This window comes from Blastochloris sulfoviridis (assembly GCF_008630065.1).
Lineage (GTDB): Bacteria > Pseudomonadota > Alphaproteobacteria > Rhizobiales > Xanthobacteraceae > Blastochloris > Blastochloris sulfoviridis.
This window is the reverse complement of the sequence record NZ_VWPL01000021.1, coordinates 1-18,175: the sequence shown is the minus strand read 5'-3', so window position 1 is coordinate 18,175 and position 18,175 is coordinate 1. Positions and strand designations below refer to the sequence as shown.

Here is an 18,175-nt window from a genome sequence, read left to right as displayed (position 1 = left end):
CCCCAACCAAGCCCCGCCAGACAAGTCGAAATCATGCCATGCTGAAAATCGAGCCCGCCATTGAGGCGTTTCCGGTCGACCGGCCGAGCGTGGTGTGGACGACCCTGGTCGCCGACCTCGAAACCCCGGTCTCCGCCTTCCTCAAGCTCGCCGACGGGCGGCCCAATGCGGTGCTGCTCGAATCGGTGGAGGGCGGCGCGGTGCGCGGCCGCTATTCGATCCTGGCACTGGCGCCGGACGTGATCTGGCGCTGCCAGGGCGCGTCGTCCGAGATCAACCGCCACGCGCTCACGCAGCCGGACGCCTTCGAGCCGTGCGCCGAGCCGCCGCTGCAGGCGCTGCGCGGGCTGGTCGCCGAATCGGCGATCGACTTGCCGCCGGGCCTGCCGCCGATGGCGGCCGGCATCTTCGGCTATCTCGGCTACGACATGGTGCGGCTGATGGAGAAGCTGCCGTCCGACAAGCCGGACCCGATCGGCGTGCCCGACGCCATCCTGATCCGCCCGACCATCGTCGTGGTGTTCGACGCGGTGCGCGACGAGATCACCATGGTGACGCCGGTGCGCCCCATGCCGGGCGTGAGCCCGAGCCAGGCCCATGCCCGCGCCGTCGACCGGCTGACCGAGATGGTCGAGCGGCTCGATGCCGCGCTCGACAAGACGCCGCCGGCCGCCGACCTCTCCTGCCTCACGGCGGAGCTGACCTCGAACACCACGCCCGACGAGTACCACGCGATGGTGGCCAAGGCGAAGGAGTACATCCTCGCCGGCGACATCTTCCAGGTGGTACTGGCGCAGCGGTTCGAGGCGCCGTTCACGCTGCCGCCGTTCGCGCTCTACCGGGCGCTGCGCCGCGTCAACCCGGCGCCGTTCCTGGTCTATCTCGCCTTCGACGACTTCTCGGTGGTGTGCTCGTCGCCCGAGATCCTGGTGCGGCTGCGCGACGGCAAGGTGACGATCCGGCCGATCGCCGGCACCCGGCCGCGCGGCGCAAACCCAGCCGAGGATCACGCGCTGGAGGCCGAGCTTCTCGCCGACCCCAAGGAGATCTCCGAGCATCTGATGCTGCTCGATCTCGGCCGCAACGACGTCGGCCGGGTGTCGTCGATCGGCTCGGTCACCGTCACCGACAAGTTCTTCATCGAGCGCTACAGCCACGTCATGCACATCGTCTCCAATGTCGAGGGGCGGCTCGATCCCAAGCGCGATGCGCTCGACGCGCTGGTGGCGGGCTTCCCGGCCGGCACGGTGTCGGGCGCGCCCAAGGTGCGGGCGATGCAGATCATCGACGAACTGGAGAAGGACAAGCGCGGCCCCTATGCCGGCGCCATCGGCTATTTCGGCGCCGACGGCGACATGGACACCTGCATCGTGCTGCGCACCTCGGTGGTGAAGGACGGCCGCATGTATGTGCAGGCCGGCGCCGGCATCGTCCATGACAGCGTGCCGGCGAGCGAGCAGGCCGAATGCGTCAACAAGGCCAAGGCGCAGTTCCGCGCCGCCGAGGAGGCGCGCCGCTTCGCCGCCGGAGCCGGCCGCGGGCAGTGAGGCGGCGCCGGGCGCGTGACGCGGCCTTCTTCTCCCTCTCCCGCCCGGGCGCAGGCGCTTGTGGGAGAGGGTTCCGCTTCTTCCCTCTCCCCTTGTGGGAGAGGGTGGCGAGACCGAGCGTTGGCGAGGTCGAGCCGGGTGAGGGGTACATATTGCGAATGCTGGAAGATTCACCCCTCACCCGCCTTGCGATCTGAGGATCGCTCGGCACCCTCTCCCACAAGAGCCTACGCCCGGACGCGCGCAAGCGCGGTCCGGGTGGGAGAGGGAAAGGGAGCGCGGCTCCTGGGGAATAGGCTCTTCGAGCAACTCCGCTGGAAACCGTGTGAAGCTCCGGCCCTTGCGGGCCGGAGTCTCGATCGCAGTTCGATCACACGAAGCGGAAGTCGTCGGCGGTGAGCTGGGCCGCGGTGACGCCCCACAGCCCCACGCCATTGGTGCCGGTGTCGGCCCAGATCGCGAGATAGCCGCTGCCGGTATCCACCATCGCCGCCTGGACCTCGGCGAAGTCGGCGAACACGTCGGTCGAGAACTCGATCGTGTCCGTGCCCACCGCGAAGTCCTTCACCTGATCGATGCCGAAGCCGGCATTGAACACGAAGGTGTCGGCCCCCGCGTCGCCGATCAGGATGTCGTTGCCGGCGCCGCCGTTCAGCCTGTCATCGCCGGAACCGCCCTTCAGCGCGTTGTCGACGCCGTCGCCGATCAGCGTGTCGGCGTGCTCGGAGCCGATGACCTGCTCGATGCCGCTGAAGGTGTCGCCTTCCGCGTCGCCGCCGCTGCCCTGGCCGGTCGCGAGGTTCACCGTCACGCCCGCGGCCGAGGCGGAATAGATCACGCGGTCGGTGCCCGCGCCGCCATTCTGTGCATCGGCACCCGCGCCGGCATAGATGATGTCGTTGCCGCCGCCGCCATTGACCGTGTCGTCGCCGGCGCCGGCCTGGAAGACGTTGTCGCCGTCGTCGCCGATCAGCGTGTCGCCGAAGGCCGAGCCGATGACCTGCTCGATGCTGTCATAGGTGTCGCCCGCGGCGTCGCCGCCGCTGCCCTGGCCCGTCGCGAGGTTGACGATGACACCCGAACCGGCGGTGGAGAAGACCGCCGTGTCGATGCCCGCGCCGCCGATCAGCGTATCGGCACCCGCGCCACCGACCAGGTAGTCGTTGCCGTCATTGCCCACCAGCGTGTCGTTGCCGGTGCCGTCCCACAGGATGTCGTTGCCGAGCGCGCCGGTGAGCGTGTTGTTGCCGGCATCGCCCTTCACCGTCTCGGCCGCAGCCTGCAGCACGGTGTCGGCGCGGTCGTCGAGGTTCTGGATGCGCGTGTCGTTTGCCTTGTCGGTGTCGGCCACGTCGTAGGGCGTGTCGGAATAGTTCGCCGCCATGTATTCGGCGAACGCATCCTGCTCGGTGCCCTCGGCGGCGAAGGTCGCCACCTGCCCGTCATCCGGCACCAGGTCCGCCGTCAGATTGACGACGTTGGCGAAGGCCGGATCGGCCGCGATGAAGCTGGCGAACGGATAGCTGTCGCCGCCGGTGAGCAGGAAGCTCAGCGTCACCACCCGGATCGCCATCGCCGGATCGACGACGAGCTCGCCATTCTGGACCAGGGCGACGGTCGGAACGCCATCCTCGTTGAGGAGCGCCGCCGACAGCACGCGGCTGCCGGCCGGCAGATCCTTATCGAACGAATAGGCGATGCCGCCGATCTGCGCGAACTGACCCGGCGTGGCGGTCGCCGTCGTGGCGGCCACGGCGTGCTCCAGCACCAGCAGGAGCTGGGCGGCGGTGACGGTGACCAGCGACAGCGAATTGTTGAAGCGCAGCGAGTTGGCGATGTCGAGCTGCGAGACCTCGCCCTCCTCCTTGCCGACCTCCTCATTGGCGACCGGCGGGCTCTCCACCGCATCGTCGCCCACCGCATAGACGGTGCCGATCGAGTCGCGGATGCCGCCGCCATTCTTGATCGACACCATCACGGTGGCGTCGGCCTTCTGCGCGTACCAGAGATTGGCGTCGGCGCTGAGGTCGCCGAGATTGGTCTCCTCGGTGCGCGCCTCGGCGCGGCGGCCTTCGAGATAGACGTCGGTGGAGCCGAAAACGTTGCCGTCCTGGGCATCGATCACCGCGCCGACCGCCTGGGCGATGTCGTCGACGAGATCGCCGCGGCTGCCTTCGGCGAACGGATCGGCATCATCCGCGTCGATGTCGCCGTCGGCATCGACGTCGATGACGTCCGCATAGAGATCCTCGACCACCTCGTCGGTGGTAGCGTAGGCGCCGCTGACGTTCGCGTCGACGCTGTCGGCGATCACGTCGCCATTCTCGTCGAAGCTCACCACCAGGCGGCCGACATAGGAGTATTCGCCATCGGTGTTGACGATCAGCGTGGTCTTGCCGTCGGCATTGGTGGTGACGATCGGATAGGTGCCCGCCGCGGTGTCGCCGGCGCGCAGCGTGTCCTGATCATCGGCCAGCAGCGTGTGCGAGCCGCCGGCGACGATCACGTCGACGCCGTGCAGCAGCGGCGCCAGTTCCTGTTCCAGCGAAAGCTGCTGGAGGTGGCTGACCAGGATGATCTTGTTGATGCCCTGGGCGAGCAGCGCGTCGATGGTCGGCTGCAGGATGGCGGCCAGCGCCGCCATGTCGTTCACGTCATCGCCGATCACATCGACGCCGCCGGTCGAGGAGATGCTCTCGACGATCTGGGTCGTGGCGCCGACGACGCCGATCATCTCGCCATTTTCCTCGATGATCGTGGCGGGCGCGATCTTCTTGGAGTTGCCGGCCGTCGAGGGGAAGCCGGAATAGTTCGACGCATCCTGGATGGTGCTGGTGTAGACCGAGGCCAGATTGCTGTCGCCCGAAAAGTCGAGGTTCGCCGACAGATAGGGAAACTGGGCGCCGGGATAGCCCGCGGTCTGCTTGATGATGTCGCCGAGCGCCTTGGTGCCGGCGTCGAACTCGTGATTGCCGACCGCCGAGGCCTGCACGCCGATGATGTCGAGCATCGCCATGTCGGCAGTGCCGAAGCCCGGCGAGATGCTGAGTGTGCCGGCCGCCAGGCCGTAATAGGTCTCCAGCGCGGTCTCGTAGACCTCCTTCAGTGACGGGTCGCCGCCGGCGCTGAAGAACGGGCTGGGAATGAAGTTGTCGCCCGACGACAGGGTGATCGAGTTGGCGTAGGTTTCTTCGAGGTAGTCGACGATGGCGGCGAAGTTGCCGGCGCGGTCGACCGCCTTGAGGCCGGCCTCGAAGTCCGAGGCGTGCAGGATCTGAAGCGTGTAGGTCACTTGCGGGGTCTCCGTAAGGTCGAGTCCAATGATCAGCGGATCGTGGTCGGAGACGCGGACAGAGGTGTCGGCGTCGAAGATCGCGGTGTCGCGGCCGTAATCGGTGTTGTAGTCGAGGGCGTCGGCCTCATCGGCATTGATGTGCCAGGTGGTGACGCCGGTAACCTGCGAAGCGAGGCTCGTGTTGGCGAAGACGTAGTCGAGCGTGCCGGTCTGGCCGTCGAACACGTAGGAATAGGCGTTGCCCTCGCGCGCCTGCAGATCCTCGTAGCCGGCGTCCTCGATGATGCCGATCGCGTCCTCCTGCGAATAGGCGTTGAAGTCGCCGAGCAGGAGAATGTCGGTATCGCCCGAGCCGGTGGGATCGCTCGCCGCCCAGGCGGTGAGCGCGGTGGCCGCCAGCTCGCGCTGGTTCTGCCAGGCGCCCTGGCCGTCGAGCTGGTCGGCATCGACGCCGGTGCCGGTGCCGCTCTTCGACTTGAGGTGATTGGCGATGGCGGTGAATTCCTCGCCGGTCGCGAGCTCGGTGAAGGTCACCGCCAGCGCGTTGCGGCTGGTGTTCTCGCCATCGAAGACGCCGCCGACCGTGCTCTGGCCGAGAAGGTCGCCCATGCCGATGGCCGCGAGGTCGGAGTCGTCGAGGGTCTCGATCGTGGTGTCGATCGACACCTCGACCGCCGAGGGCTTGTAGATGAAGCCGACGGCGATGGCGTCGGTGCCGACGAACCGCTCGCCGGGCCGCACCCAGTCGTAGGTGCCGGCGCCGAGCACGGCGTTGAGCTCATCGACGAGATACGCGATGGCGTTGCCGGACGAGCCTTCGAGGAAATCGTTCTCCAGCTCGATCAGCGCCAGTACGTCGGCGTCGATCGCGATCAGCGCATCGACCAGCTTGTCGGTCTGGCGGGCGAACTCCTCGGCCGTGTCGGCGCCGCGCGGCTCCGCGCCGATCGCCGTGCTCGCGCCATTGTCGAGCGTGACGAAGTAGTTCAGCACGTTGAAACAGGCGACCGTGATGTCGCCGCCGACATCCGCCGGCGTGTCGGTGCGGACGTTGGCGCCATCCTCGAAGGTGTTGGTGCCGTTCTCGACCGAGCGGACGCGCCAGGTCGCGCCCGAGGCCGAGGCGCCGGCCCACTGATAGTCGAGCACGCCGGTCAGCCCGGTCACGGTGTCGCCCATGCGCGGCGCCGTGTCGGTGTTGTAGACCGGGCCGAAGCCGTCGAGATTGGCGATGGCGGTGTTCTGGACGTTCAGGCCGTCGTCATAGGTGATGGTGCGGGCGCCGAGATCTTCCAGATAGGCCTGGTAGGCTTCCGCGTCCGGCGCGTTGTCCTGGGTGAACTGCTCGGGGCGCTCGCCAGCCACCAGCTTGATCTCGTTGAAGCGGTCGAGATTGTACTGCTCGGTGACGGTCAGCGTCTCGGGGATGGTGACCAGCATGCCCTCATAGGCTTCGAGGTCGGCCTGGTAGTCGCCATCCTGGCTCACCGACGAATCCGCCGCCGGCAGGTCGATCTCGGTCGCCATGGTGTTGATGTCGGCCACCGCGTTCGCTTCCAGCACGGTGATGCTGGAGGCGGAAATCTCGGTGAGGCCGTAATACTCGCTCACCGTGCCGGTGACGCGCACGCGGTCGCCGATCGCGACGTCCACCGAGCCGCCATAGATGAAGATGCCCTCGGAGGTGAGCGGGTTGCCGTCGGCGTCGAACGCCTCCTCCTGCAGGTAGAAGCCGTTGAGGTTGCGCGAGCTGTCGGCGTCGCCGTTCTGGAAGTGGCCGACCACGATGGCCTCGACCGTCACGGTCTGGCCGACCATGGCGCTGGAGGCGCCCTCGCCCTGGATGGCGCTGATCTTGGTCACCGCCGGGTCTTCGAGATCATAGACGGTGACGGAGCCGGAGACCTCGTTCGCCGTCATCACGAAGGCGCGGCCGGTCGGGCTGTCCTCGGCGGAGACGAAGGTGATCACCTCGGGGCCGTAGTCGTCGCTGGTCGGCGCGAGGTAGGTGACGTACTTGGCGTCCGACGGCGTGGAGACGTCCCAGACCATGATGCCGCCGATGCGCTCCAGCGCGACGAAGGCGTAGGTCTTGCCGTTGACCTCGCCGACCACCACGCCTTCCGGCTCGGCGCCCTTGTTGTCGGAGCGGGTGTCGAAGCCGCCGCCATTCTCGCCGTTGAACACCGCCGAGGCGTTGGGCAGCGCGGCGATGATCTGCTCGAAGTCGCCGCCGGTCTCCTCGACCTTGACGATGGTGCCGTCGGCATTCTGCTGGAAGATCGAGAAGCCGCGGCCACCGAACGAATAGAGATCGGTCGCGCTCGACCAGGTGGTGTCGACATTGAGGCGGGCGTAGTCGGGATTGTCGGGATCGGTCAGGCTGCTGGCGCGCGCCTCGTTGTAGCCGTCGGCGCCGCCATTGACGATGCGCGAGTCGCCCTCATTGGCGGTGATGAAGTAGGTGACGCCAGCGATCTCGAAGGAGGCGATGGCGTCGGGCTGCAGCAGACCCTTCACCGGGGCATTGCCGACCGAGATCGAGGTCGTGTTGCCCGCGCCGTCGCGATCGGAGAAGTCGGCCTCGTTGCCCTCCAGGCTGAAATCGACATAGCCGAGCGGCAGGATCGACACCGGCTTGTCGGCCGCCGTGTCAGTCAGATCGATCACCGCGACCGCATTGACCTCCTGCAGCGTGACATAGGCCGTGGTGCCGTCCGGCGACACGGCGATATATTCGGGCTGGATGTCCTGGGAGGCGGTCGGCACCGCGCCGGCCGCCGTGCCGGTGTAGGTCTTGATGCCGAGGGTGGCGAGCAGCGCCTCGCTGCCGTCGAGCGCGGTGAAGCCGATGGTGTTGCGCACATCGGCCGCGGCGGCGCCGCCGGACAGGTCGATGATCGTCACCGAGCCCGACGCGTTCTCGATCACGCCGGCCGCCGTGTCGTTGTAGGGCTCGGCCTCGTTGGCCACCAGCAGCAGCGTTCCGTCCTGGTTGAAGGTGAGCTGGTCGGGCAGCACGCCCACGGTGATGGTCTTGATCAGCGTGCCGGAGGCGTCAAAGAGCGCCACCAGGCCCGGCTCGCCGCCATCGATGTTCTGCACCGCGACGGCGACGATGCCGTTCTTCACCGCCACCGAATTGACCTCGCCATAGGCGGGCAAGGTGGAAAGATCGATTTCGCCGATCTCGGTCGGCGTGAAGGGGTTCGAGAGGTCGAGAATGACGATTGTGTCGGCCGCGGCGCTGGTGACATAGGCGCGGGCATTGGCGGCGTCGAAGGCGATCGACTCGGCCCCGCCCTCGCCGTCGCCGGAGACCCAGCCGCCCTTGCGCGTCACGGTGAGCGTCTCGGTGGCGACCGGCGTCTCGACCGCCCCCTGCAGCGACTCGGCCATATCGAGGATGGTGATGCCGCCGACATCGACGCCGATCGCGGAATCGTCATCGAGGATGGTCGCCTGGGCGGTGGCCGCGGTGGCCTCGATCGAGATGTCGATCGCCGCGTCGTCATTGGCGACGGTGGTGAGGGTGAGCGAGAAGGACTCGGCGTCCTCGGGCACGGTGTCGCCGGCCACGGTCACGGTGATGGTGGCGGACTCGGCGCCGGCCGGGATCGTGCCGTCGAACGTGGTGGGCGCGCCGCCCGCGAAGTCGGCGGCATCGGTGGCGCCAAGCGCGATGGTGCCGGAGAAGCCGACCTCGCCGGTGGTGCCGCCGCTGCGCTCGACCGTGAAGGTGAAGACGGTGGTGCCGCTGTCACCTTCGGCCGCGCTGACGCTCAGCGACTCGTCGGCGAAGCCGATGGTCTGCGGCGCGGCCTCGGACGTCACCGAGAAATCGCCGGTGATCTGGGTCAGGAGGCTGTTGCTGCCGGACCAGTTGGCGGCATTGCCGATCGCCGCCAGAAGCTCTTCCTTGGTGCCGCTGGTCGGACCGGTATAGACGACATTGTCCCACTCCGCGCCCGGCGCGCCGGCGCCGCGCGCCAAAGCGGTGACGTTCTCCACGAGGCCGGTCGGCAGGGCCGTGGAATTCGAGTCCGAGGCGTCGCTGCTGAAGGCGTTGCCGTGCGTCGACAGCGCGAACAGCAGCGTCGGCGCGGACGATGCGCCCTGGAAGGCGACGAGCTGGTCGCCATCGGTCGACAGGTTCAGACCGGCGGTGCCGACAGAGCTGTCATTGGCGGTGGTGAACTGGGCGGCGTCGGCGACGAAATTGATGACGGTGCCAGCCGACAGATCGGTGGCGGCGGTCCACTTCTTGGCGCCCTCATTGGGGCGGAACCCGCCGGTCGACTTCCAGCCTGAGTCGGTGAAGGTGATCTCGGTGCCCGCCGTCACGTCCGTCAGCAGAACGAACGAGAAATCATCGGGGTTGTCGGCGTTCATGCCGATGATGGCGATATCGCCGGCGCTGAGGGTCGTGGACATGGGCGGGCCTGTCTCGTCGCAAGGCACGCGTCGGGAGAGGGCCGGCGCGCACGCAAGCGCGCACCACCCCGCGCCGACAGCGCACGGTTAAGGAACGGTTAATGCGGGCAGACCGTAGGAAAGGCTCGCAACAGATCGATGACCGCAATCTGAAGGATGTATGACTTTGAGCGCGCTGGAAAATCCTGCGGGACCGGCCTACCGCCCCCGGATCGCGACCCTCTCGCGCAAGAGGCCGCACCCGGGCGCGCGCAAGCGCGGCCCGGGTGGGAGAGGGTGGCAAGATCAAGTGAAACGAGGTCGAGCCGGGTGAGAGGTGCTGACGGTTTCCGCCTGAAGATACACCCCTCACCCGCCTCGCGATCTGACGATCGCTCGGCACCCTCTCCCACAAGGGGAGAGGGAAGAAAGAGCGGCGCCCGGCCAGTCTTCGGTCCGGCTGGTCAGCCGGACACCGCGTCAGTAATTGCGGACCGCGGTGCGGCCTTCGACCCTCGGCGCCAGCGTGCCGAGGCTGCGCAGATAGGCCATCACGTCGGCGATCATCAGCTTGCCGTCGCGCGCGCCGGAGAGCGGGCGGGCCGCCTTCAGCATGTCGTAGCCGTCGCCGCCATTCATCAGGAAGTCGTTGGTGGCGAGCCTGTAGCGGGCGGCATCGTCGAGCGGCGCACCATCGACGCGGATCGCGACGATGCGCTCCCCGGCCGGGCGCGACCCGATCGCGGCGATCTCCAGGCCGGACACCTGCGGGAAGCGGCCCGACGCCTCGCCGAGCTTGCCCAGCCCGTGCTCCAGCGCGGCGCGCAGCTCGGCGCCGGTCACCTCCAGCACCACGGTCGTGTTGCTGAACGGCAGCTCCTTCAGCACGTCGCGGCGGGTGATCTCGCTCCCCGCCTCGTAGCGCCGGTTGCCGCGAAAGCCGCCGCCATTGAGCAGGGCGGCGTCGGCGCCGGTCGCCTTGCGGATGGCATCGGCGAACAGATTGCCGATCGCCGCCTCGCCGGTCCGCACCGTGGCGTTGAGGCTGTCGAAGGGGGCCGCGACCTTGGCCAACGGCACGTCGAACTCCTGCGAGAGCTCGGCCTCGAAGCCCTTCACCAGCGCGGCGACCTGCGGCTCCGCTTCGGCGCCTTTGGTGTCGATGATGCGGAAGTCGGGCCACCATGTCACCGTCCGCTTGGCGGCGCCCTCCTCCACCTCGACCGCCAGATCGATGGCGATGACGTACTCGCCGTCCTGCTTGGCTTCGGCGGCGGCCACCCGGCCGTCATACTGGACCCACAGATCGTGGTCGTCGCCGGACAGCAGGATGTCAGCGGCACCCGAGGCGAAGAGCTTGAGGTCGATGTCGCGGTTGGCGTGGGCGAGCGCCACCACGAGGTCGATGCCCTTGGCGCGCAGGTCGGCCGCCTGCCGGCGCAGCGTCTCGACGCTGTCGGCAAACTGGAGGTCGCCGGGCTGGGACTTCTGGGGCGAGTCGGTCGCGGTCAGGCCGACCACGCCGACCTTGAGGCCATCGACCTCGAACACCCGGTTGTCGGCGATGCCCTCGATCGGCCGGCCGTCGCGGTCGCGCAGATTGGCCGCCACCACCGGGAAGCGGGCCTCGCCGATGCGCTGGCGGAACACCTCGGGGCCGAAGTCGTACTCGTGATTGCCGGGCACGAACACGTCCGGCCGGATGGCGTTGAGCAGTTCGACGACGTTGCGCGCCTGATCGAAGCCCGACAGCATGGTCGGCGAGAAGGCGTCGCCGGCATGGGCGAGAATGACGTTGCGGCCCGACGCCCGCGCCGCCGCCACCACGCCCGCCACCTTGGCATAGCCGCCGCGTCCGTTCTGCGGCGACAGATTGTACATGTCGCACATCAGAAGAAGCGTGAGATTGACCGTTCTCGCCTCGGCGAAGGAGGCAAGCGGCGCGAGCCAGCCTAGAACGGCAACAAACAGAAGCGCGACAAGACGCATGAATGTCCTCTGGGGAAACTTGCAGGGGCGATACGGTTTCCGTTTGATCCCTTCAGAACAACCGCTGGCCGGGAGCCGCGCTCTTTCCCTCTCCCCTTGCGGGAGAGGGTGCCGAGCGATCGATAAGATCGCGAGGCGGGTGAGGGGTGAATCTTCAAGCCCGCGTCTGCATTTACCCCTCACCCGGCTCGACCTCGCTAACGCTCGGTCTCGCCACCCTCTCCCGCAAGAGCCCGCGCCCGGGCGCGGGCAAGCGCGGCCCGGGTGGGAGAGGGAAGGAAGAAGCCGAACCAATCAACCGGAAACCGTATGACACCCTCGCCGGGGATTTCTTGAAATGGCCGGAGTCGAGCCGGCAGACAAGGCGGAAGAAGGCGCAGGACGGCGCGGGCTGGGGGCTGGCGGGGGGCGCGCGCCAGCGGCCAGATCCGGGCTGGCCGCCCGCCGTCGGCCCGGTATCATGGCCGCACCGTCCCGCCGCCGCGCCGCAGGCCCGTTCCGGCCGGCACGGCCGCTGGCGAGGCGCTTGCGGGCGCCAAGCCCAGGCGCTACAGCCTGAGAGGGTGGGCAACGCATGATCCTTCTGATCGACAACTACGACAGTTTCACCTGGAATCTGGTCCAGTATCTCGGCGACCTCGGCGCCGAGCTCAACGTCATCCGCAATGACGAGATCACCGTCGAGGCGGCGATGGACGCCGATCCCGACGCCATCGTGCTGTCGCCGGGGCCGTGCACGCCCAACGAGGCCGGCATCTGCTGCGACCTGATCGCCAGGGCCAGCGCCAGCGTGCCCATGCTCGGCGTCTGCCTCGGCCACCAGGCGATGGGGCAGGTGTTCGGCGGCAAGGTGATCCGGGCGCCGGCACCGATGCACGGCAAGATCAGCGAGATCCGCCACGCCGGCGCTGGCGTGTTCCGCGGCATCAACGGCCCGTTCCAGGGCGCCCGCTACCATTCGCTGATCGTCGAGCGCGACTCCCTGCCGGCCGACCTCGCCGTGACCGCCGAGACCGCGGACGGGCTGATCATGGGCCTCGCCCACCGTCAGCTTCCGGTCCACGGCGTGCAGTTTCATCCCGAGTCGATCGCCTCCGAGCACGGCCACGTGCTGCTGAAGAACTTCCTCGATCTCGCCGCCGACTGGAACGCACGGAGCGGGCGCCGCCCCGTCCGGCAGAAGGGCCACTGATGAACCGCTTGAAGGAACTGATCGGAAAGGTCGCGACCGGCGCCGCGCTGACCCGCGAGGAAGCGGCCCACGTGTTCAGCCTGATGATGTCCGGCGAGGCGACGCCCTCGCAGATGGGCGCGCTGCTGATGGGCCTCAGGGTACGCGGCGAGACGGTGGCGGAGATCACCGGCGCGGTCTCGGCGATGCGCGCCAAGATGCTGCCGGTCGAGGCGCCGCCCGGCGCGGTGGACGTGGTCGGCACCGGCGGCGACGCCTCGGGCTCCTACAACATCTCCACCTGCGCCGCCTTCATCGTTGCAGGCGCCGGCGTGCCGGTGGCCAAGCACGGCAACCGGGCGCTGTCCTCGCGCTCGGGCGCCGCCGACGTGCTGATGGCGCTGGGCGTCAAGATCGATCTGCCACCGGCCGGCATCTCGGCCTGCATCCAGGAGGCCGGCATCGGCTTCATGTTCGCGCCGGCCCACCACCCGGCGATGAAGAATGTCGGGCCCACCCGGGTCGAGCTCGGCACCCGCACCATCTTCAACCTGCTCGGGCCGCTGTCCAACCCCGCCGGGGTGAAACGCCAGATGGTCGGCGTGTTCTCACGCCACTGGTGCGAGCCGCTGGCGCACGTGCTGGCCAATCTCGGCTCCGAGCGGGCCTGGGTGGTGCACGGCTCCGACGGGCTCGACGAGATCACCACCACCGGGCCGACCGCGGTCGCCGCCCTCGACAAGGGCGAAGTCACCACCTTCGAGATCCGCCCGCAGGATGTCGGCCTCAGCCCCACTAGGCCGGACTCGCTGCGCGGCGGCGATGCCGCCGAGAACGCCGCGGCGCTGCGCAAGGTACTGGAGGGCGCGCCCGGCCCCTATCGCGACGTGGCGCTGATGAATGCCGCCGCAGCCCTGGTGGTCGCCGGCAAGGCCGACACGCTGGTGCAGGGCTTCGCCCTCGCCAAGACCTCGCTCGATACGGGTGCGGCAGAAGCCCGCCTTGAACGGCTCATCACCGTTTCCAATGCTTGAGGTCAGATGAGCGACATTCTCTCCCGCATCGGCGCCTACAAGCGCGACGAGATCGCCAAGGCCAAGCGCGAGCGGCCCTTGTCGGCCATCGAGGACGAGGCGCACCACGCCGGGGCGGTGCGACCGTTCGCCGGCGCCATCCGCGAGAAGATCGCCGCGGGCCAGACGGCGCTGATCGCCGAGATCAAGAAGGCGAGCCCGTCCAAGGGCCTGATCCGGCCGGACTTCGATCCGCCGGCCCTGGCCACGGCTTATGCGGACGGCGGCGCCGCCTGCCTGTCGGTGCTGACCGACGGCCCGTCCTTCCAGGGGGCGCCGCAGTTCCTCACCCAGGCGCGTGCGGCCTGCGCGCTGCCCGCCCTGCGCAAGGACTTCCTCTACGACCCCTATCAGGTGGTCGAGGCGCGGGCGCTCGGCGCCGACTGCATCCTGGTCATCATGGCGGCGGTCGATGACGGCTGCGCGGCGGAGCTTGCCGCCTGCGCCCGCGAGTGGCGGATGGACGTGCTGGTGGAGGTCCATGACGGGCGCGAGCTCGACCGGGCGCTGCGCCTGGACTCGGAGCTTGTCGGCATCAACAACCGCAACCTCAAGACCTTCGAGGTCGATCTCGCCACCTGCGAGCGGCTGGCGCCGGCCATTCCCGAGGGCTGCATCCGGGTCGGCGAGAGCGGCATCTTCACCCCCGCCGACGTGGCGCGGTTGGCCCGGGTCGGCATTCGCACCCTGCTGGTCGGCGAGAGCCTGATGCGCCAGGACGACGTCGCCGCGGCGACCAAGGCTTTGCTCGCGCCCGCCGCGGGCGCATGAGCGCGCCGGTGGCGAAGGGCTCCTCCCTCACCCATCTCGACGCGCGCGGCGCGGCGCGCATGGTCGACGTGTCGGACAAGCCCGACAGCGACCGGGCGGCCATTGCCGAGGGCCGGGTGATCATGACGGCGGCGACGCTGGCTGTCGTGCTGCGCGGCGACGCCAAGAAGGGCGACGTGCTGGGGGCCGCCCGCATCGCCGGGATCATGGCGGCCAAGCGCACGCACGAGCTGATCCCGCTGTGCCACCCGCTGCTGCTCACCAAGGTGGCGGTCGAGCTTGTGCCCGACGACACCCTGCCCGGCGTGGCGGTGCGGGCCGAGGTGAGGACCCGCGGCCAGACCGGCGTCGAGATGGAGGCGCTGACGGCCGTGTCGGTGGCCTGCCTCACCGTCTACGACATGGCCAAGGCGGTCGAGCGCGGCATGCGCATCGAGGGCATCCGGCTGGTCGAGAAGACCGGCGGCGCCTCCGGCCGGTTCGTCGCCGACGAGGACGTGCCGTGACGCTGATCGCGCTCGACGAGGCCCAGCGCCGGGTGGTCGACGGCACCGAGCCCCTGCCTGCCGAAGACGTTGCGCTTGCCGCCGCCCATGGCCGGGTGCTGGCCGCCGATGTCCGCGCCCGCCGCACCCAGCCGGCGACGGACGTCTCGGCGATGGACGGCTATGCCGTGCGCCACGCCGACCTTGCGGCGCCGCCCTCGCGGCTGCGGCTGGCCGGCACGTCGGCCGCCGGATGCCCGTTCGCCGGGCGGCTGGCGCCGGGCCAGGCGGTGCGCATCTTCACCGGCGCGGTGGTGCCCGAGGGCGCCGACACCGTGGTGATGCAGGAGGATTGCACCGCCGAGGACGACGCCGTGCTGGTCGCGGCCGCGCCGCACCGGGGCCGGCACATCCGCCAGCGCGGGCTCGATTTTTCCGAAGGCCGGGTGCTGCTGCCGGCTGGGCTGCGCGTTTCGGCCCGCGCTATCGGCCTTGCCGCGGCGATGAACCACCCCACCCTGCCGGTGCACCGCCGGCCGCGCGTGGCGCTGTTTTCGACCGGCGACGAGCTGGTGCCGCCGGGGGTGATCCCGGCCGAGGGGCAGATCGTCGCCTCGAACGGGCCCTATCTCACCGCCGCGCTGGCGGCCGAGGGGGCGGAGGTGGTCGATCTCGGGCTGGTGCCGGACCGGCTGGAGGCCACCGTGGCCGCCGTGCAGGCGGCGCATGGCATGGATGCCGACGTGCTGGTGACCACCGGCGGCGCCTCGGTGGGCGAGCACGACATGATGCACCGGGCGCTGCAGGCGGACGGCGTCGATCTCGACTTCTGGCGCATCGCGCTGCGCCCCGGCCGGCCGCTGATCTTCGGCCGGCGCGACGGCATGCGGGTGCTGGGCCTGCCGGGCAATCCGGTCTCGGCCTTCACCTGCGCGCTGTTGTTCCTGCTGCCCTTGGTGCGGGCGCTCAGCGGGCGCGCCGACATCCTGCCGCAGACCGAGCCGGCGCGGCTGGGGACGAGCCTGCCGGCCGGCGACCGGCGGGCCGAGCTGCTGCGCGGCACCCTCGCCCACCCGCCGGACGGCCCGCTGATCGCCACGCCGTTCTCCGAGCAGGATTCCTCGATGGTGTCGCTGCTCGCCGCCGCCGACTGCTGCATCCTGCGCGAGCCGTTCGCCCCGGCAGCTGCGGCCGGCGAGCCCTGCCGGATCATCCGGCTCGGCTTGTAGCCAGGGTTGACGTTCCGGCCAGCCGGCGCGATCACTCGCCCATGTCCTCGGCATCCGGCTTCAAGGACCATTTCTCGGGTCACGCCGCCAGCTACGCGGCGCACCGGCCGACCTATCCGCCCGAGCTTGCCGCGGTGCTGGCCGGGCTGGCGCCGGGGCGCGAGCGCGCGCTCGATGCCGGCTGCGGCTCCGGCCAGCTGTCGGTGCTGCTGGCCGGCCACTTCGCCGAGGTGGTGGCGACCGACGCCAGCCCCCAGCAGATCGCCCAGGCGACGCCGCATCCCAACGTCGCCTATCGCATCGCCCGCGCCGAAGCCTCGGGCCTGCCGGCGGCCAGCGTCGATCTCGTCACCGTCGCCCAGGCGGCGCACTGGTTCGACCTCGACGCCTTCTATGCGGAGGTTCGACGCATCGCCCGGCCCGATGCGGTGCTGGCGCTCGTCGCCTATGGCGTGTTCTGCGCCGAGCCGGACATCGACCCGGTGCTGCAGCGCTTCTACCGCGAGGACACCGCGCCCTACTGGCCGCCCGAGCGCCGGCACATCGAGGCCGGCTACCGCACCCTGCCCTTCCCCCTCCCCGAGATCGCGACGCCAAAGCTGGCGATCACCGTCGACTGGCGGCTCGGCGATCTCGTCGGCTACATCGACACGTGGTCGGCGGTGCGGGCGATGGAGAAGGCCAGTGGCCGCGGCGCGATGGACCGTTTCGCCGCCGATCTCGCGGCGGTGTGGGGCGCGCCGGAGCGGGCGCGGCCGATCCGATTCCCGCTGTCGCTGCGGGTCGGCCGGGTGGGGTGATACGGTTTCCGGCGGGCCGACCCATCATCGTCCGCCATCCGGGCACCGCCCACTTCCCTCTCCCCTTGCGGGAGAGGGAAGAAAGAACAGATCCCCGAAAGCCGCGCTCCCTACCGCGCGAGCCAGCGCACGAGCGCCGCGGTGACGGCGTCCGGGTTTTCCAGCGGCGACAAATGGCCGGCGCCGGGCACCACCACGAGCTCGGCATCCGGCATGGCGTCGGCCATCTCGCGGGCAAGATCGGGCGGCGTGATCTGGTCGTCGGCGCCGACCACCACCAGCGCCGGCACGGTGATGGTGGGCAGAATGGGCCGCGAATCGATGCGGCCGAGAATCGCCCGCTGCTGGCGGACGAAGGCCTCGGCGCCGACCTGCTGCAGCATGCGGCGGACGACGATTTCGAGCGCGCGGTCCTCACGCCGGCCGGGCGCGATCAGCCGCGGCCACAGCGCTTCGTGGATCTTGTCGAGCTGCCCCTCCTCGCCAAGCTCGATCATGCGCTTGCGCACGTCGGCGGCAGCCGGGGTGTCGGGGCGCGCCTGGGTGTCGATCAGCCCGAAGCGGGCGATGCGCTGCGGCGCCTGCCGCCACAGCTCGAAGCAGACATAGCCGCCCATCGACAGGCCGGCGACCGCGAAGCGGGGCGGCGCCGCCGCCAAAATGTCGGCGGCGATCGCCGCGATGGTGTCGGGCCCGCCGGTGTCCTGCCCGCCGGTGTCCTGGCCGCTGGTGGGCTGGCCGCTGGTGTCGGCCACCACGATGTCGCGGCTGGCGAATGCGGCCGTCTGCGCCGCGAACAGTTCCGCGGTGCAGGCGAGGCCCGGAACAAGGATCAGCGGCAGCGCTTCAGGCATCGCAACCCCATTCGGCGGGAAATGGCCCGCGGGCCGGAACAACGCGATCGACAGGTCGGTGGTGGGCGGTGACGGGATCGAACCGCCGACCTACTGGGTGTAAACCAGTCGCTCTAACCAGCTGAGCTAACCGCCCGAGACTGCGCCCCGCCTGCCGGCGAAGGGGGCCGGATGCCTGCCTGCGGCCGGCATACCGCCGCCAGCCTCGCGCATCCGTCCGCCGCCCCTTCTCTACCCCCGGCCGCGCCGGACCGGCAAGCACATGGCGGCTGTCGTACGGTTTCCGGTTGATCCCTTCGGGATACCGGAAACGGTCTCGCCGAAAACCCTTGTTCGATAACGGGATTTTCGGCGATCGGAATACGGTTTTTGGCCTTGCAGGCTGGAAACCGTATCAGCCGGCTCAGCGGTTGACCATCTGCTTCAGCGCCTTGCCCAGGGCGATCGGGTGAAGAAAGGCGTGACAAGGTCCTGAAGTGCTGAATCTGTCGGTTCCTTCGATTCGGATGCGGAGGATGGGCGATGGAGCCAGCGGAACCGGACTTTGC

At 69.4% G+C, this 18,175-nt stretch carries 10 protein-coding genes and 1 tRNA gene; 7 read left to right on the top strand and 4 right to left on the bottom strand.

The window, feature by feature from the left end; translation table 11 throughout:
* The first annotated feature begins 38 nt into the window (after positions 1–38).
* The gene (gene trpE, locus F1193_RS11920) at positions 39–1,547 is read left to right on the top strand and encodes an anthranilate synthase component I (protein WP_150098024.1); all 1,509 of its coding nucleotides are present in this window, start codon (positions 39–41) and stop codon (positions 1,545–1,547) included.
* A 370-nt stretch (positions 1,548–1,917) separates the two neighbouring features.
* Here the strand turns inward: trpE and F1193_RS11915 are convergent, their stop codons facing one another.
* Complete coding sequence (locus F1193_RS11915; protein ID WP_246164353.1) at positions 1,918–9,276, bottom strand: ExeM/NucH family extracellular endonuclease; 7,359 nt, start codon at positions 9,274–9,276, stop codon at positions 1,918–1,920.
* A 459-nt stretch (positions 9,277–9,735) separates the two neighbouring features.
* Entirely contained in the window at positions 9,736–11,244 is a 1,509-nt protein-coding gene (locus F1193_RS11910; protein WP_150098022.1) for a bifunctional metallophosphatase/5'-nucleotidase, read from the bottom strand.
* 574 nt (positions 11,245–11,818) lie between these two features.
* On the opposite strand from F1193_RS11910, the gene F1193_RS11905 reads away from it, so the two are divergent.
* From F1193_RS11905 to F1193_RS11880, 6 genes are read left to right on the top strand one after another with little or no spacing between them, the layout of a single operon-like run.
* Positions 11,819–12,436 (top strand): anthranilate synthase component II, encoded by a 618-nt coding sequence (locus tag F1193_RS11905; protein ID WP_150098020.1) that lies wholly within the window; start codon positions 11,819–11,821, stop codon positions 12,434–12,436.
* Positions 12,436–13,449: an anthranilate phosphoribosyltransferase gene (gene trpD / locus F1193_RS11900; RefSeq protein WP_150098018.1), complete on the top strand. Its 1,014-nt coding sequence runs from the start codon at positions 12,436–12,438 to the stop codon at positions 13,447–13,449. Before F1193_RS11905 ends, trpD begins: the two co-directional genes overlap by 1 nt.
* Positions 13,450–13,455: 6 nt before the next feature.
* The gene (gene trpC / locus F1193_RS11895) at positions 13,456–14,259 is read left to right on the top strand and encodes an indole-3-glycerol phosphate synthase TrpC (RefSeq protein ID WP_150098016.1); all 804 of its coding nucleotides are present in this window, start codon (positions 13,456–13,458) and stop codon (positions 14,257–14,259) included.
* A complete protein-coding gene (gene moaC, locus F1193_RS11890; RefSeq protein WP_150098014.1) occupies positions 14,256–14,765 on the top strand; it encodes a cyclic pyranopterin monophosphate synthase MoaC in 510 nt (169 codons plus the stop codon). The genes trpC and moaC overlap by 4 nt, the downstream gene beginning before the upstream one ends.
* Complete coding sequence (locus F1193_RS11885; RefSeq protein ID WP_150098012.1) at positions 14,762–15,973, top strand: molybdopterin molybdotransferase MoeA; 1,212 nt, start codon at positions 14,762–14,764, stop codon at positions 15,971–15,973. Before moaC ends, F1193_RS11885 begins: the two co-directional genes overlap by 4 nt.
* A 41-nt stretch (positions 15,974–16,014) precedes the next feature.
* Positions 16,015–16,773 (top strand): class I SAM-dependent methyltransferase, encoded by a 759-nt coding sequence (locus tag F1193_RS11880; protein ID WP_150098010.1) that lies wholly within the window; start codon positions 16,015–16,017, stop codon positions 16,771–16,773.
* 110 nt (positions 16,774–16,883) lie between these two features.
* Here the strand turns inward: F1193_RS11880 and F1193_RS11875 are convergent, their stop codons facing one another.
* Entirely contained in the window at positions 16,884–17,627 is a 744-nt protein-coding gene (locus F1193_RS11875; RefSeq protein WP_150098008.1) for an alpha/beta fold hydrolase, read from the bottom strand.
* Between the two features lie 59 nt (positions 17,628–17,686).
* Positions 17,687–17,763 (bottom strand) — tRNA-Val (locus F1193_RS11870).
* Positions 17,764–18,175: the final 412 nt, after the last annotated feature.